The following is a 16019-nucleotide window of genomic DNA, read 5'->3' on the forward strand; positions in this document are numbered from 1 at the left end:
CCGTCGGGGAGGAAGTCGCGCATCGAGAAGAAGCCGTGGATCATGCCGTCGTAGCGGGTGACCGTGGTGTCGACGCCGGCCGCCCGGAGGCGCTCGCCGTAGGCCTCGCCCTCGTCGCGCAGGGGGTCGAACTCGGCGGTGATCACCAGAGCCGGGGGCAGGCCCGTCAGCGCGCCGTCGTCGGCCCGCGCCGGCGACACCCGGGGGTCCTCCGACAGGTCACGTTCGCCCAGGTAGTGGCCTCGGAACCAGACCATGGCCTCCCGGGTGAGGAAGTAGCCCTCGGCGTTCTCCTCGTAGGACGCCGTCCCCATGCGCAGGTCGGTCACCGGGTAGACGAGCAGCTGACAGCGGACGGCCGGGCCGGTGTCGCGCAGCTGCTGCGCCACCACCGCGGAGAGGTTGCCGCCCGCCGAGTCGCCCCCGACCGCCAGTCGACCGGCGTCGACCGCCAGCGACCCCGCGTTGCCGGCGACCCAGCGCACCACGGCCAGTGCGTCGTCGAGGCCCGCCGGGAACGGGTGCTCCGGGGCCAGCCGGTAGTCCACCGACACGACCACCACGCCCGCGGCGTTGGCCAGCGTGCGGCCCGTGCCGTCGGCCGTGTCGAGGTCGCCGATCACCCAGCCGCCGCCGTGGAACCACACCAGCACCGGCAGCGCCTCGCCCTCCGACGAGCCCGCCGGCCGGTAGACGCGCACCGGGATGTCGCCGTCGGGGCCCGGGACGGTCCGGTCGACCACGGAGGCCACCTCGTCCTTCACCTCGAACGCCGACAGCGCCCCGTACGCGGCACGCAGGTCGGCCGGCGACTGCTCCGACAGCGGCGTCTCGGCGGCTGCGACCATGGCGAGGATCGGCTCGACCTCGGGCTTGACCGGCATCGGTTCCCCCCTAGCTGGCGTCGTCTACGGCATGCCGTAGAAGAGTCGTTCTACCACCCGGCGGGCGCGGCGGGTCACCCGGCGGTAGTCGTCCCGGAGCACGCCGGCCGACCCGGCGCCCAGCGACCGGGCCAGGCGGGCCGCGTCGTCGGTGCCCTGGGGCAGGGCGTCGGGGTGCACGGGGTCGGCGCCCACCAGCCACCAGCGGTTCCGAGTGCGCTCGCAGAACCGGTAGGCGTCCCGCAGCACGGCCACCTCGCCGGGGGTCACCACCTCCAGCTTCGCCAGGCGGTCGAGCCCCTCGATCGTGCCCGGCCCCCGCACCCCGTGGCGCAGCTGCAGCAGCTGCACGGTCCACTCGATGTCGGCCAGCGAGCCCCGCCCGAGCTTCAGGTGGAACTCCGGGTCCTCGCCGGGTGGCAGGCGCTCCCGCTGCACCCGGGCCTTCATCCGGCGGACCTCGCGCTCGTCGTCGTCGGTGAACGGGCGGTCCCACACCACCCGGTCGAGCAGCGCCATGAAGCGCTCGCCCAGCTCCGGGTCGCCGGCGACGGGACGGGCCCGGGCCATCGCCTGGCGCTCCCACGTCAGCGCCCAGCGGTCGAAGTAGGAGGCGTAGCCGGAGATGCTGCGGCACAGCGGCCCCTGCCGACCCTCCGGCCGCAGGTTCGTGTCGACCCGGTACACCCGCTGCGCGGGGGTGTCGCCGGCGACGAACCGCAGCAGACCCGTCGCCGCCCGCAGCGCCTCCTCGTGGGCGCCGGCCCCGTCGCCGTCGTGGACGAACACCACGTCGAGGTCGCTGGCGTAGGCCAGCTCGCCGCCGGCGAAGCGCCCGAGGGCGATCACCGTGAAGCGGACGCCCGGCTCCAGCGACCGCAGCGCCGCCCCCAGGCTCGCCTCGGCGAGGGTGGTGAGGTCGGCGCCGACCTGCGCCACGTCGGCCTGACCGAACACGTCACGGGCGGCGATGCCCAGCAGCTGGCGGCGCTGCCAGCGGCGCAGCGCCCGCTGCCGGTCGGCCAGGTTGCTGCGCCAGCCCAGCGCGTCGCGGGCCGTGGTCTGCAGCTCGGCCCGGGAGCGGGTGCGCAGCCGGTTGGGGTCGGCGAGGCGCACGATCAGGTCGGGGTTGGCGGCCAGCAGGTCGCCGAACAGGGCCGACGTGCCCAGCAGCATGCTCAGGTGCCGGGCCACCTCGGGGCTGTCGCGGAACGCCACCGCCAGCTCGGTGGTGCGCTGCTCGCCGGTCGCCAGCTTGCGGAGGCCCAGCAGGCCGGCGTCGGGGTCGGGCGTGGCCGACAGCCAGTCGAGCATCAGCGGCAGGACCTGCTGCATCATGCGCGACGACCGGGTCAGGCCCCGGGTCAGCTCGGCGACGGCCTGGCGGGTGCGCTCGACATCGGAGAAACCGAAGGTGGTGAGCGCCGCGGCCGCGGCCTCGGGCGACAGCGGGCCGACGCCGGCGAGGGCGTCGAGCAGCGGGCGGAAGTAGAGCCGCTCGTGGATCGACCGCACGAGGTTGCGGCGCTGGGTGAGCTCGCGGTCGAACGCCTCGGTGGGGCCGGCCTCGGGGGTGCCGCGGTAGCCGAGGACCCGGGCGATGCGGCGACGCTCCTCCCGGTCGGCCGGCAACGTGTGGGTCTGCTGCTCGTCGGACAGCTGGAGGGCGTGCTCGACCCGGCGCAGGAAGCGGTAGGCGTCGGCCAGGCCGTCGGCGTCTTCGGCCCCGACGTAGCCGCTGGCCGACAGCTCCCCCAGGGCGTCGAGCGTGGTGGGCGACCGCAGCGCCGGGTCGGCCCGGCCGTGCACCAGCTGCAGGAGCTGCACCGAGAACTCGATGTCGCGGATCCCGCCCGGCGACCGCTTCACCTCCCGGTCGGCGATGCCCTGGCGCACCACCGCCGCCTCCGCCCGGGCCTTGAGGGCGCGCAGCGACCGCAGGTCGTCGGTGGTGACCGGCCGGCTCCACAGCGCCGCGTCGGCCGCCTCCGCCCAGGCCCGCCGGGTCTCCTCGGCACCCGCGAGGGGGATGGCCTTCAGCAGCGCCTGGAACTCCCACGGCGTCGCCCAGCGCTGCCAGTAGGCGGCGTAGCTGTCGACGCTGCGGGTGAGCGGACCGTCGCGGCCCTCCGGCCGCAGGTTGGCGTCGACCCGGTAGCAGCGGCGGGCCAGGTCCATGACCGCCCGGGCCTGGCGGACGTCGCCGCCGACGAACAGCAGGTCGATGTCGCTGGCGTAGTTCAGCTCGTGGCCGCCCAGCTTGCCCATGCCGACCACGGCGAGCTCCTCGGCGCCGGTCAGGCGGATCGCGTTCCGGAGGACGTCGGTGGCCAGGTCGGAGAGCGCCCCGGTGGTCGCCTCGACGCCGTCGCGGCCGGTCAGGTCGCGGGCGGCGATGCGCAGGAGCTCGTGCTGCTTCCAGCGGGCGAGGGCATCACCGTCGTCGCCGTCGAACGCCGGGCGGTCGTCCAGTCGGGTGAGCACGTCGAACGTGTCGTCGTCGGCGAGCAGGAGGCGGGTGAGGCTGCGGCTGGCAGCCACCACGGCGACGAACGTGGCCGCGGCATCGGCGTCGCCCTGCAGGCGGTCGCACTGCTCCGGACGTAGCCGCTCGAGCGCGTCCCGCACCCCCCGGGGGTCGGCGCTCCGCTCCACGAGACCGGTCAGCTCAGCCACGCGCTCATCCGATCGAATCCCCCGAACAGGCCCGCCATCAGGTGCAACGTCAGTGTGTACGAGAGATGACTACCCGGACAAGGGGCCGATTCCGCCGGATAGCCGCAGGTCCAGCGCGGTTTTCGGGGGCCGACGTGCCCTGGAGCACGGGTGCCGATCGTTACGCTGTCGCCATGTCGCGGCTCCGTGTCGCCCTGGGACAGATCAACACTCGCGTCGGCGACCTCGACGGCAACGTCGCGCGCATCGTCGAGACCCTGCGGGCCGCCGACGAGCAGGGCTGCGACCTCGTCGTGCTGCCCGAGCTCGCCGTGTGCGGCTACCCGCCCGAGGACCTGCTGCTGAAACCCGGGTTCGTGGCCGACAACCGCGCCGCGCTCGACCAGGTGGCCGCCGCCACGACGACGGGCGGCTGCGCGGCGGTGGTCGGGTTCGTCGACGCCCGGCGCGACCTCCACAACGCCGCCGCGGTGTGCGCCGACGGCCAGGTGCAGGTGATCTACCACAAGCGCCTGCTGCCCAACTACGCCGTGTTCGACGAGCAGCGCTACTTCGCCCCGGGCACCGAGGAGACGCCGTTGGTGCTGGTGGGCGGCGTGCGGGTGGGCGTGTCGATCTGCGAGGACGCCTTCAGCCCCACCGGCCCCATCGCGGTGCAGGCCGCGGGCGGCGCCGAGCTGGTGGTCAACATCAACGCCTCGCCGTACTACACCGGTCGGCTCGGCGAGCGGGAGCGGATGCTCGGCACCCGGGCCGCCGACGCCGCCTGCGCCCTCGTGTACGTCAACCAGGTGGGCGGGCAGGACGAGCTGGTGTTCGACGGTGCCTCCATGGTGTTCGACGCCGACGGGCGGCTGCTCGACCGGGCGCCGCAGTTCACCGAGGCGCTGGTGGTGTGCGACCTCGAGGTGCAGCCGGTGTTCCGCAAGCGGCTGCTCGACCCGCGGGGTCGGGCGGTGGGGGTGCCGGCGCTGCCGGTGGTGTCGCTGAGCGAGGCGTCCCGGGCCGCGTCCCGGCCGGTGCGGGCCCCGACCGTCACCGAGCCGCTGCTACCCGAGCGGGAGGTGTACGAGGCGCTGGTCCTGGGCACCGGCGACTACGTCCGCAAGAACGGCTTCACCGACGTGGTCATCGGGCTGTCGGGCGGCATCGACTCGTCGCTCGTGGCGGTCATCGCCGCCGACGCCCTGGGGCCGGAGCACGTGCACGGGGTGCTGATGCCGTCGCGCTACTCGTCGGACCACTCGCTGACCGATGCTCAGAAACTGTGCGCCGAGCTGGGCATCGAGCACCGGGTGATCCCCATCGAGCCGGCCCACGCCGCGCTGCTCGACATGCTCGCCCCCTCCTTCCAGGGGCTCCCGGAGGACATCACCGAGGAGAACCTCCAGTCGCGCATCCGGGGGCTGCTGCTGATGGCCCTGTCGAACAAGCACGGGCGCTGGATGGTGCTGACCACCGGCAACAAGTCGGAGATGGCCGTCGGCTACTCGACGCTCTACGGCGACACCGCCGGCGGGTTCGCCGCCATCAAGGACGTCCCCAAGACCCTCGTCTACGCCCTGTGCCGTGACCGCAACACCCGGGCCGGGCAGGCGCTGATCCCCGAGCGGGTGATCGACAAGCCACCGTCGGCCGAGCTGCGGCCCGACCAGCGTGACGACCAGTCGCTGCCCCCCTACGAGGTGCTCGACCCGATCCTCGAGGCCTACGTGGAGGACGACCGGACCCGGGGCCAGCTGGTCGAGATGGGCTTCGACGCCGCCCTGGTGGAGCGGATCACCCGCCTGGTCGACATCGCCGAGTACAAGCGGCGCCAGTCGCCCCCGGGCGTGCGGGTCACCCCCAAGGCGTTCGGCAAGGACCGCCGGGTCCCCATCACCAACGGCTACCGGGGCTGATCCCGACTCCCGACCCCGACCCCGGGAAATTGCGTTCGGCCGCTCTGTGCGGGTTTTCGAACGCAATTTGCCCTGGGGGTGGGGCTACGCGGTGACCTGCCAGACGTCCTCGGCCACCTCGGTGACGGTGAGGCCGCGGGCGGCGAGCGTGACGGCCTGGTGGGGGGTGGCGGTGTAGAGGGGCGGGTCGGGGTCGTCCACCTTCTGCGCGGCGGCGGCGATCGGGCCCGTGCCCCCGGCGAAGTACGCCTCCACCTGCGCCGGCGTCACCAGGTGGGCCATCGCCAGGTCGCGCTCGTCCTCCAGCCCCTCGCCGAGCAGGTAGTACCAGAAGTACTCGCTGTCGTGGTAGTTGTCGGTGAGCAGCACCGAGCCGTCGCCGACGGTGGCGAGGGCCCGCTCGATCCGCTCGGCGTCGGCGGTCGTGCCCCGCTGGCCCGACCGGTTGTAGTCGGCCACCCCCACGACGACGACCAGCGCCGCCAGGCCCACGGCCACTCCCTGGGCGACACGGCGGTCGTCGGGCCAGCGTTCGGCTGCCCACGCCGCCGCCGCCTCCAGGCCGAGACCCAGGAACACCGCCAGCGACAGGAAGATCGGCAGGCAGAACACGATCAGGTCGGGCACGTCGTAGTTGAGGACGTAGATCGACGTGAACACCGCCAGCGACAGGAGGTGGACGGCGATCGCCCGCTGCGCCCGGCCCCGGGACCACAACCCCACGACGATGCCGGCGGCCATCGGCACCAGGAGCAGGGAGTACTCCTTGCCCAGGAAGTCGAGCAGCAGCGGCACCCGGCCCACCAGCAGCCCGTACCAGCTGAAGGCGAACATCGCGTCCTTGAAGTCGCCGCCGGTCACGTAGGTGACGACGTCGCCGACCGTGTCGATGTTGCCCTCGTGGTAGCCGCCGACGTCGCTGAGGTGCAGCAGGTAGAGGTACTGGCTCGCACCCACGACGAGGGCCCCGGCCACGAAGGCGGCGTTGCGCCAGTTCACGGCCCGACCACGGTCCGACCACACCAGCCAGGCGATCCCCGGCAGCGCCAGGCCCGTCGTCATGTGGTGCCCGAACGACAGCGCGTACAGACCGAGGCCCGCCAGCAGCCAGACGTTCGGGGCACCCTTGCGCCAGTGGGCCAGGCACGCCGTGACCGTGACCAGGAACAGGACGTGCAGCGTGTACACCTCCGCCACCACCGCCTGCGACCAGAACGTGGGGCTGAAGGCGAAGACGAGCGCCGTCGCCGCCGCCACTTCCCGGCGCACGTCGAGGATGCGGAGCAGGGCGTAGAGGACCCCGACGGCCACCGCGCCGAGCACCGCGGAGAGCAGGTTCACCCGCCAGGCGATCGACCCCCACGGCAGGATCGACACCCACACCTTGTCGATCGCGAGGTACAGCGGGTACCCCGTCGGGTGCGGCACGCCGCCCACCACGCCGAGGAACTGCCACTTCGCCGTGTCGCCGGCGTAACCGATGCCGGGCAGCAGGGATCGGACGTACACGGCCAGCGCCAGAGCACCTACCCCGCAGGCCACGAGGACGTCGATCCGACGGGACGGCACGGGCATGGAGGGCGTCATCTTGGACGCCGGCCCCCCACCCGGCAAGAACGCCGTACGTTTCCTCGCACGTCGAGGGGTAATGCGGCTTCTGGAGCTGTAAGCAGTGTCGCTGTGGAGAGGGTTCAAGTGCAGGAGGCCAAGGAGCAGGCGCACCAGGTGGCGCGGGACGGGAAGATCACGATCATCACCCATCGGCCGGGTGAGCGTGAGCTTCCCTGGGCCAAGTTCCTGCTCGGCCCGTGGGCGGGCGAGGTGGTGGAGGACCCGGACCGCAGTCTGGTGCTGCCCGGCAGCCTGGTGATCAGCCAGCGTCCGGACCACCTGAAGTCGAAGGTGCTGGGCCGGATGCGGCGGCTGGGGTCGGTCGGGCTGTTCCACGTGGACGACGCCTCCTACCGCTCCCGGCTCGACGCCTACGGGTCGTTCGCCTTCGTCTGGCGCACCCACTACCACACGGCCCTCGACGGGCTGTCGGTGCGGCAGCTGCCCATCGGCCCCCGGGGCCTCGACCCGGTGCCGGTGGTGCCGCTCGACGCGGCTCGACGTCCCGTGGGTGAACGGCTCTACACCTGGAGCTTCACGGGGACGCTGTCGACCGCCCGCCACACGATGCTCGACGCTCTGGCATCCGTGGACGGGGGCACCACCGCGCTGGGGCCGGTCACCGACGACACCGCCGCCTTCGAGGTGCTGGCCGACTCGGTGTTCGCCCCCTGCGGCATGGGCCACACCCACCTGGAGGCGGCCCGGATCTACGCGGCGTTGGAGCTGGGGGCGATCCCGATCGTGGAGCGGCGGCGCTGGCTCGACTACTTCGGGATGCTCTACGGCACCGACCATCCGCTGCCCAGCGTGCGGAGCTGGTGGGAGGCGCCGGAGCTGCTGCGGCGGCTGATGGCCGACCAGCAGGCGTTGTCGGCGCTGCAGCGGCGCTGTGTCGACTGGTGGGCGGCGACCAAGGCCCGCCTGGCCGCCGACGCGCAGGACGACGTGGAGCAGTGCCTCGTCGGGTTGCGGACCCCGGACGTCTTCGGTCCCCTCGACAAGCCGGCGCCCCGCTGGCGCAACCGCATCGAGATGCTCCGCCAGCAGGACGCCGTCGGCCTCCGCCAACGGGTCAAGTCCCTCGGCCGCCCTCCGTCGTAGCACCTTCTGTCTTCACTGAGCCGGCTATGTCGGGCTGAGCGAAGACAGAACGCTTCAGGTGTCGCGGGAGGCGACGTAGGCGGCCAGCTCCACCAGGGCGTCGCGGGCCTCGGCGGTGATGTCGGCCACCTGGATGGCGCGGATCGCCTGCTCGGTGAGGGTGGTGATGCGGGCCTCCATCTCGTCGGCGGCGCCGGTGTCGAGGATGACCTGCTGGGCGGCGGCGACCTCGCCGTCGGACAGGTCGTCGGCGCCGACGCGGTCGAGGACCCGTGTCTGGCCGCCGTCGGCCCGGCGGGTGGCCGCGGCCAGCATCGGGGTGGGCTTGCCCTCGCGGAGGTCCTGGCCGACGGGCTTGCCGGTCAGCTCCTCGTCGCCGAAGGCCCCGAGCACGTCGTCGCGCAGCTGGAAGGCCTCGCCCAGCGGGTCGCCGTAGGCCGACAGCGGGGCCGCGAGGGCGTCGAGGCGCCCGGCCAGGGCGGCGCCGACGTGCAGCGGGCGCTCGATCGTGTACTTGCCGGACTTGTAGCGGGCGATCCGCCGCGCCATAGCCGGGTCGCGGTCGCCCCGGGCGGTGCCGAGGATGTCGAGGTACTGCCCGACGTTCAGCTCGAGGCGCAGCTCGTGCCAGATCGGGGCGACGTCGGCGTGGGCGCCGTCGAGCAGCAGGTCGGCGTAGACGTGGGACAGGTCGCCGATCAGGATGGCGACGCCCTCCCCGAAGCGCCGGGCCTCGCCCCTCCAGGTACCCGAGCTGCGGTGGAGCTCCCCGAACTCGACGTGGGCGGTGGCCTCGCCGCGGCGGGTGTCGGAGCCGTCCATCACGTCGTCGTGGACGAGGGCGAAGGCGTGGAGCAGTTCGAACGCCGCACCGGCGTCGATCACGCGGGGATCGTCGGGGTTCCCGCCAGCGCCGACGAAGCCCCAGAAGCAGAACGCCGGGCGGAGGCGCTTGCCGCCCGCCTCGACGAGGCGCTGCAGCGAGCGCAACGGCTCGACCAGCGCGGCGTCGAGGGCGCGCCAGCGGGACAGCTCGGCGTCGAAGAGCCGCTCGATGCGCCCCTCGACCCGTGCGGCCACCGCCGCGAGACTCGGGGGAGCGGATGCGGGAGACCTGGTCGGCATGTTCGGCCCAACGTTACGACCGACACCCCATGCCACGACACTCCGCGTGACGCCGCGTGGCGTCGGCTAGGGCGTGTCCTAACCGCCCTCGGTGGTGTCGGCCTCGCCGGAGGTCGGCTCGGGGGCCGGATCGAGGCCGGGATCGGCGGCGGTCGGGAGGGCCGTGGGATCGAGCTCGGCCACCACCTGCTCGACCTCGAAGCGGGCGCTGGCGATGCGGCCACGGCAGATCCGCAGCAGCTCGGCCGCCCGGCGGACACGGCCACCGAGGACGTCGACGTCGACCTCGTCGCCGTCGAGCTCGTGGAGGATCTCCGCCAGCTCGGAGAGGGCCGCGGTGTAGCCGACATCGTCGTCGGCGATGGCGGCGGGGTCGGTGGCTTCGGTCATGGCGGTGGCTCCGTGGGCTCTCGTTCGTGGCGCTCGCGGACGGTGCTGGTGACCGTCCCCCCGGCGAGGGTGGTGACGATCCGCTCGCCGGGAGCGGCGTCGTCGGGTGAGCGCACCAGACTGCCAGCCGCCGTGTGGGTGATGGACCACCCGCGGGCGAGGGCCCGGGCGGGGTCGAAAGCCCGCACCTGGACGTCGACGCCGTCGAGGTGCCGCTGCTCGGCCTCGACCACCTGCGGCGCCCGCTGCAGCAGGCGACGCTGGGCGGCCTCCACCGCCGCCTCGTGCGACCGGAGGTGGACCCGGGCGCCGGCCTCGACCCGCGCCGACGAGCGGGCCAGGTGGCGGACCGACCGGTCGAGCGCCAGCTCGGCGGAACGACCCAGCCGGGCCGCGCTGGTGGTGAGGATGCCGTCGGCCGCCCGCAGGCCCTGGCGGGTGCAGGTGGACACCTGGCGGGCACGGGCCCGCAATCGCTCGGTCTCGCCGGCCAGCGAGCGCCGCGCCGTCGCCTCGATCGCCTGCCACGCGGCGCCGAGGCGGGCGTCGAACTCGCGCACCGCCCCCACCAGGCTCTGCGCGCACGCCGTGGGCGTCTTGTAGAAGGCGTGGGCCACGTCGTCGGCGACCGAGTGGTCGACGTCGTGGCCGATCCCGGTGAGCACGGGCACCGGTGAGGCGGCGATCGCCCGGGCGATCGCCTCGCTGTCGAACGCCGCCAGGTCGGTGGCCGAGCCGCCACCCCGCACCAGCAGCACCACGTCGACGTCCCGGCCGGCCAGGAGGTGCAGACCCGCCGCCACCGAGCGGGGGGCGTCCTTGCCCTGCACCCGGGCGTCGACCCGCTGCACCCGGAAGCCGATGCCCGAGTGCCGCAGCTCGTGCAGCACGTCGTGCTCGGCGGCGCTGCCGGCGCTGGTGACCAGCCCCACCCGCAGCGGCACCAGCGGGAAGGCCAGCCGCTTCTGCCGGGCCAGCAGGCCCTCGGCCTCGAGCTGGCGCAGCAGCCGCTCGCGGTCGAGCGCCAGGCGGCCCAGGGTGAACGCCGGGTCGATGTCGCTCATCATCAGCTGGAGCCGGCCCCGCGGGCTCCAGAACTCGACCCGGCCACCGATGCGCACCTCGGTGCCGTTCTCCATGCGGACCCCACCGCCCGCCGCCAGCAGCTGCTGGTTCACCCGGCGCCGCGCCTTGTCGAACAGCACCACCGGCAGCGTGCCGATCGCCGGGCGGGCCAGATCGCTCCCGGGGGCCGGCTCCACCAGGTCGAACCACACGGTGCCGGTGCCGCCCCGGTTGAGGTTGCGGATCTCGCCCCGCACCCACACCTGGTCGGGGAACGAGCGCCGGAGCGCGGCCGTGATCGCCTCGCCGAGCTCGGTGACCGACCAGGTAGGTTCGACCTGGTCGTCGAGCGGGTCCCACAACGTGAGGGGCTTGTCGGACGGGAGATCACGGTTCACTGCGACCGACCCTACTGACGCCTTGTGACAGTTTGAGAGAGTGAAGCGGCTTGCCGCCTTCGCCACTTGGGGCGGCGGCGGGGTGGTTGGAAGGGGAGTGGTGGTGCACCAAGAGATCGCGCCCGGGGTCCTGCAGATCGACACGCTCCTCGGAGGCTGGCAGCACGTCACCGCCGGGTACCTGGTCACGGGGGCCGCGCCCGTGCTGGTGGAGACCGGCAGCCAGACCTCCGTGCCCGCGCTCCTGGCCGCCCTCGACGACCTCGGCGTGGCCGCCGACGACCTGGCCGGTGTCGCCGTCACGCACATCCACCTCGACCACGCCGGCGGGGTCGGCGACGTCGCCGCGGCGTTCCCCCGGGCCACCGTGTACGTCCACGAGAAGGGCGCCCGGCACCTGGCCGACCCCACCCGGCTCGTCGACAGCGCCGCCCTGGTGTACGGCGACCTCCTCGACTCCCTCTACGGCCGCCTCACCGCCACCGACGCCGCGCGGCTGCACGTGCTGGCCGACGGCGAGACCATCGCCGTGTCGCCCACCCGGACACTGACCACGGTCGACTCGCCCGGTCACGCCAAGCACCACCTCGCCCTGCACGACTCCGACAGCGGCCTGCTGTTCGCCGGCGACGCGGTCGGCGTGCGGCTGCCCGACGTCGGCATCCTGCGGCCCGCCACCCCGCCGCCGGACTTCGACCTCGACCTGGCGCTCGACTCGCTCGACCGGTTCGCCGCCCGTCGCCCCAGCGGCATCGCCCTGGCCCACTTCGGCCTGGTCCCCGACCCGCAGACCATCCTCGAGGAGGCCAAGGAGACGCTCACGGTGTGGGCCGAGGAGGCGGAGCGGGCCTGGCGGGCCGGTGAGGACATCGCCGAGGCCCTGGCCGCCCGCTTCACCGACGAGCTCACCGACGTCGACCCGGTGCAGCGCGAACGCCTCGAGACCCTCAACGGCGTCCACTCCAACGCCGCCGGCTTCCGCCGCTGGCTCACCCAACGCCACGGCGACCACCCGCACCCGCATCCCCACTCGCACTAGCGGGGCGGGTCAGGGGGTCGGGGGCGTGGGGAGGGACGAGCGGCGGACGACGTAGGTCTTGGCGGCCAGGTCGCCGACGCGGCGGATGTCGTGGCGGCGGGCGGCGACGACGAGGCCCAGCAGGGGGACGAAGCAGGGCAGGCCGTCGACCACCCACAGCACCGTGCGGATGAGGGCGCGGCGGCGGCCGGGCGGGCGCCAGTCGGCACCGACCACCCGTATGCCCCGCAGCAGCTTCCCCGGCGTGTACCCGGTGCGGCCCTGCAGCAGCACGAACACGGCCAGGAACGGGAAGTAGAAGCCGGCCCTGGCCAGCACCACCCGCGCACCCTCGGCGACGTAGACCTCGTTGATGCCCGACACCCGGTCGACGTAGCAGTCCTGGCCCTCGACGGTGATGTCGGCGCAGGAGGCGGCGGCCGGCACCTGCTCGTAGGTGTTCACGGCGAACACGTGGAAGCAGAGCAGGGCGAGCAGGTAGGTGACGACCACGTCGATCACGAGCGCGGATGCCCGGCGGCGGAGCATGCCGGTCGGGTCGACCGCGGTGGCCCGCCGGGCCCAGGCGACACGAAGGCCACCGGAGGCCATGGGCAGGGGCGTGGGCGCCGGTCGAGCGGCGACGCCCGCCGAGGGCGAGGGCAGAGGAGCGGACGGCGTCGCCGGGGCGGGCACGTAGTAGCGCTGCACCGACGGGGCGACCGCGCTGCCGTTGGGCCCGACGGCCTCGGTCGCCGCCGTCGCCGCCGCCGTCGCCGCGGTCGCCGCCGGCAGCTCGGCCCCCGACCCCGTCCCCGACCCGGAGCCGGGCGCCGAGAGCGGCTGACCCGGCGGGCGACGACCGGCGGTCTCGTCGAACCACGCCGAGAGCGCCGCCGCGTCGAGCTTCCCGTGCTGGCCGATCAGCGCCTCGACCACCGTCCGCCAGCGGGGCGGCAGCGCCGTCGACACCGTGGGCGACGTCTCCACGACGAGGGCGGCGTAGTCGACCTCCGACATCCCCCGGGTGTACGGGTGCAGCAGCTGCCCGGACAGCGCCTCGTGCACGGTGACCCCCAGGGCGTAGAGGTCGGCGGCGTGGTCCTGCTGGCCCCGCAGCGCCGCGGCCGACATGTACCGCGACGTGCCGATCACCGTCGTCTGCAGGTGGGTGCCGCCCGTCGGGAGCAGCCGGGCGGTGCCGAAGTCGCACAGCTTCCACGCCCCGCTGCGGTGCACCAGGATGTTCGCCGGCTTGATGTCGCGGTGGACGCAGCCCAGCGACCGCGCCGCCGACAGGGCGCTCAGCATCTGCTCCACCAGCAGGTCGCAGTCGTGCCGTGGGAGGCGCCCGTCGGGGTGGTGGCGCAGTTCGGCGGCCAGCGACCGGTCGCACAGCTCGGTGGCGATCCAGGCGTGGCCCCGGTAGGGCCCCTCGGAGGCGATGTCGGCGTCGTAGAACCGCACCACGTTGGGGTGCGACAGCTCCTCGAGCCGGAGGATCTCCTCCCGCCAGCCCTCGAAGGCGTGGTCGTCGACGATCCGCACCAGCTTCAGGGCCCGCACGAGGTCGACGTGGCGCCGCCGGGCCCGCCACACCTCGCCGTAGCTGCCTTGGCCCAGCCGCTCCTCGAGCAGCCACCCGGACACGACGAGTTGCGTGTCGTGCTCCGGGGCGCTGTGGTCCGCGACGCCCACGGCCGCAGGCTACCGGTCCTCTCGTCCCGACTTCCGGCGCGCCACTGTCTGCCCGTCCGATCACCCCGCCGCCACCCCGAGCGGCGAAGGATTTCGCCACTGCTGTCACGCCCTCCAACCACCCCGAGCGGCGAACGATTTCGCCACTGCTGTCACACTGACGGGATGTCGGGTGTCCTCCTCTTCCTCCTGCTCGTGGCCGCGGGCGTGGCCGTCGTCGTGTGGCAGCGCCGCACCCATGCCCTCGACGACCAGCTCGACCTGCTGCGCGACGTCCTCGGGCGCATCTACCCCTCACGGCCGCTGTCGCCCCGGACGCTGCCCCGCCGCCTGCTCCGGGCCGCCTCCCAGACGGTGACCGTGGGCGTCAGCGGGTCGATCCTGCTGCCGACCCGCATCGAGATCAGCGTCAACCCGGCCGACCTGGAGCCGCTGGAAGGGGCCATCGACTGGCTCTCCCGCGACGTCGCCGAGGCCCTGCGGCAGCGGGCGGCCACCGAGGGGTGGATCGTGCCCGACGGACCCCAGATCGTGATCGAGCCCGACCCCGAGCGGCCCCTGCGGTCGCCCCGCGCCCGGGGTCGCATCGGCGCCCTCCGCCCCGTCGACGTGGCCACGCTCCAGCGCCTCGCCCCCGTGCCCGCTCCGTCGGTCGACGACGAGCCCACCCGCACCCAGGGGCTCCCGCTCCCACCGACCGAGGTGACGGCGGCAGTACCGGCCGGACCCCCGACGCAGGACGACGTCGCCGGCGTCTACCTGCGGTTGGTGGCGGTCGAGGGTGACGGCGACGGCGACCTGAGCGCCCTCGTGCTGGCCGGCAACGAGCCACTGGTGCTCGGACGGTCACGGGAGGCGCCGCTCCAGGTGGACGATCGACAGGCGTCGGGGCGGCACTGCGGCTTCACCCTCGATCCCGTCGACCGGGAGCTGCAGATCGAGGATCTCGGCTCCACCAACGGCACCTTCGTCGACGGCCGGCGGGTGGAGCACAGCGCCCTGCCGCCGGGCACGACGCTCCGTGTCGGCGCGTCCACCTGGCGGGTGGAGCTGGAGCCCGTCTGACGCAACCCCGCAGGTTGTCGCATCGGACGTGTGAGAAGTAGACAAACCCCATACCAACCACCCCGCCGCCGCCCCAAACAGCCAAGGCCGGCAAGCCGGCTCGACAGTCACAACTTGAACGCAGTTCCACCACGGAGGACATGCCATGCCCGAAGCCGTGATCGTGTCGACCGCCCGGAGCCCGATCGGCCGGGCCAACAAGGGTTCGTTGATCGAGTGCCGTCCCGACGACCTGACCGCCACGATCGTCAAGGCGGTCCTGGCCAAGGTCCCGCAGCTCGACCCGACGCTGGTCGAGGACCTGATCCTGGGGTGTGGGCAGCCCGCCGGCGAGGCCGGTTACAACGTCGCCCGCGTGGCGGCGATCCTCGCGGGGCTCGACGGCGTGCCGGGCGTGACCGTCAACCGCTACTGCTCCTCGTCGCTGCAGACCATCCGCATGGCCGGCCACGCCATCAAGGCGGGCGAGGGCGACGTGTTCATCGCCGCCGGGGTCGAGGCCGTGAGCCGCTACATGAGCGGGTTCTCCGACAGCGGCCCGCACCACACGGCGTTCGCCGACGCCGAGGCCCGCACCGCCGAACTCGCCACCGGCGCCGACTCGTGGGAGCCCCTCGAGGGCAGCCCTCCCGACATCTACATCGCCATGGGCCAGACCGCCGAGAACGTCCGCCTCGCCGAGGGCGTCACCCGGCAGGAGATGGACGAGTTCTCCGCCCTCTCGCAGCAGCGGGCCGTCGCCAACCAGGAGAGCGGCTACTGGGACGAGGAGATCACGCCGATCACCACGCCGTCGGGCACGGTCGTGAGCAAGGACGACGGCCCTCGGGCCGGCACCACCGCCGAGGGGCTCGCCAACCTGAAGCCGGTGTTCCGCCCGGACGGCCAGGTGACCGCCGGCAACGCCTGCCCGCTGAACGACGGTGCCGCCGCCGTCATCGTGATGAGCGACACCAAGGCCGCCGAGCTGGGCCTCACCCCGCTGGCCCGCATCGTGTCGTCGGGCGTGTCGGCGCTGAACCCCGAGATCATGGGCCTCGGCCCCATCGAGGCGTCGCGCCAGGCGCTGGCCCGCGCCGGCAAG

Annotated in this window: 12 protein-coding genes; 5 read left to right on the forward strand and 7 right to left on the reverse strand. The window is 73.6% G+C overall.

The window, feature by feature from the left end; genetic code table 11:
* A partial coding sequence (locus VK611_31075; GenBank protein HMG45814.1) for an alpha/beta hydrolase occupies positions 1–884 on the reverse strand: 884 nt, incomplete at its 3' end.
* Positions 885–908: 24 nt separating this feature from the next.
* A complete protein-coding gene (locus VK611_31080) occupies positions 909–3560 on the reverse strand; it encodes a bifunctional [glutamine synthetase] adenylyltransferase/[glutamine synthetase]-adenylyl-L-tyrosine phosphorylase (GenBank protein ID HMG45815.1) in 2652 nt (883 codons plus the stop codon).
* A 173-nt stretch (positions 3561–3733) separates the two neighbouring features.
* Between VK611_31080 and VK611_31085 the strand changes: the two genes are divergently transcribed.
* Positions 3734–5461 (forward strand): NAD+ synthase, encoded by a 1728-nt coding sequence (locus VK611_31085; GenBank protein HMG45816.1) that lies wholly within the window; start codon positions 3734–3736, stop codon positions 5459–5461.
* Between the two features lie 84 nt (positions 5462–5545).
* Here VK611_31085 and VK611_31090 read toward each other — a convergent pair whose 3' ends face one another.
* Positions 5546–7036: a DUF2723 domain-containing protein gene (locus VK611_31090; GenBank protein ID HMG45817.1), complete on the reverse strand. Its 1491-nt coding sequence runs from the start codon at positions 7034–7036 to the stop codon at positions 5546–5548.
* A gap of 105 nt (positions 7037–7141) precedes the next feature.
* Between VK611_31090 and VK611_31095 the strand changes: the two genes are divergently transcribed.
* On the forward strand, positions 7142–8176 hold the full coding sequence (locus VK611_31095) for a hypothetical protein (GenBank protein HMG45818.1): 1035 nt from the start codon (positions 7142–7144) through the stop codon (positions 8174–8176).
* 54 nt (positions 8177–8230) lie between these two features.
* On the opposite strand, the gene VK611_31100 is transcribed toward VK611_31095, so the two are convergent.
* The 3 genes from VK611_31100 to xseA form a co-directional block, all read right to left on the reverse strand.
* Positions 8231–9256 (reverse strand): polyprenyl synthetase family protein, encoded by a 1026-nt coding sequence (locus VK611_31100; GenBank protein ID HMG45819.1) that lies wholly within the window; start codon positions 9254–9256, stop codon positions 8231–8233.
* 123 nt (positions 9257–9379) lie between these two features.
* Entirely contained in the window at positions 9380–9691 is a 312-nt protein-coding gene (locus VK611_31105; GenBank protein HMG45820.1) for an exodeoxyribonuclease VII small subunit, read from the reverse strand.
* Entirely contained in the window at positions 9688–11154 is a 1467-nt protein-coding gene (gene xseA, locus VK611_31110) for an exodeoxyribonuclease VII large subunit (GenBank protein HMG45821.1), read from the reverse strand. The genes VK611_31105 and xseA overlap by 4 nt, the downstream gene beginning before the upstream one ends.
* Positions 11155–11257: 103 nt before the next feature.
* Here xseA and VK611_31115 point away from each other — a divergent pair, with 103 nt between their 5' ends.
* On the forward strand, positions 11258–12193 hold the full coding sequence (locus VK611_31115; protein ID HMG45822.1) for an MBL fold metallo-hydrolase: 936 nt from the start codon (positions 11258–11260) through the stop codon (positions 12191–12193).
* Positions 12194–12202: 9 nt separating this feature from the next.
* Here VK611_31115 and VK611_31120 read toward each other — a convergent pair whose 3' ends face one another.
* On the reverse strand, positions 12203–13870 hold the full coding sequence (locus tag VK611_31120; GenBank protein HMG45823.1) for a protein kinase: 1668 nt from the start codon (positions 13868–13870) through the stop codon (positions 12203–12205).
* Positions 13871–14035: 165 nt separating this feature from the next.
* Between VK611_31120 and VK611_31125 the strand changes: the two genes are divergently transcribed.
* Together VK611_31125 and VK611_31130 are read left to right on the forward strand one after the other, a co-directional pair.
* On the forward strand, positions 14036–14935 hold the full coding sequence (locus VK611_31125) for an FhaA domain-containing protein (protein HMG45824.1): 900 nt from the start codon (positions 14036–14038) through the stop codon (positions 14933–14935).
* Positions 14936–15080: 145 nt separating this feature from the next.
* The coding region (locus VK611_31130) for an acetyl-CoA C-acyltransferase (protein ID HMG45825.1) at positions 15081–16019 on the forward strand (939 nt) is incomplete at its 3' end.

The organism is Acidimicrobiales bacterium (assembly GCA_035316325.1).
In the GTDB taxonomy this organism is placed as follows: Bacteria; Actinomycetota; Acidimicrobiia; order Acidimicrobiales; family VFJN01; genus DASXTK01.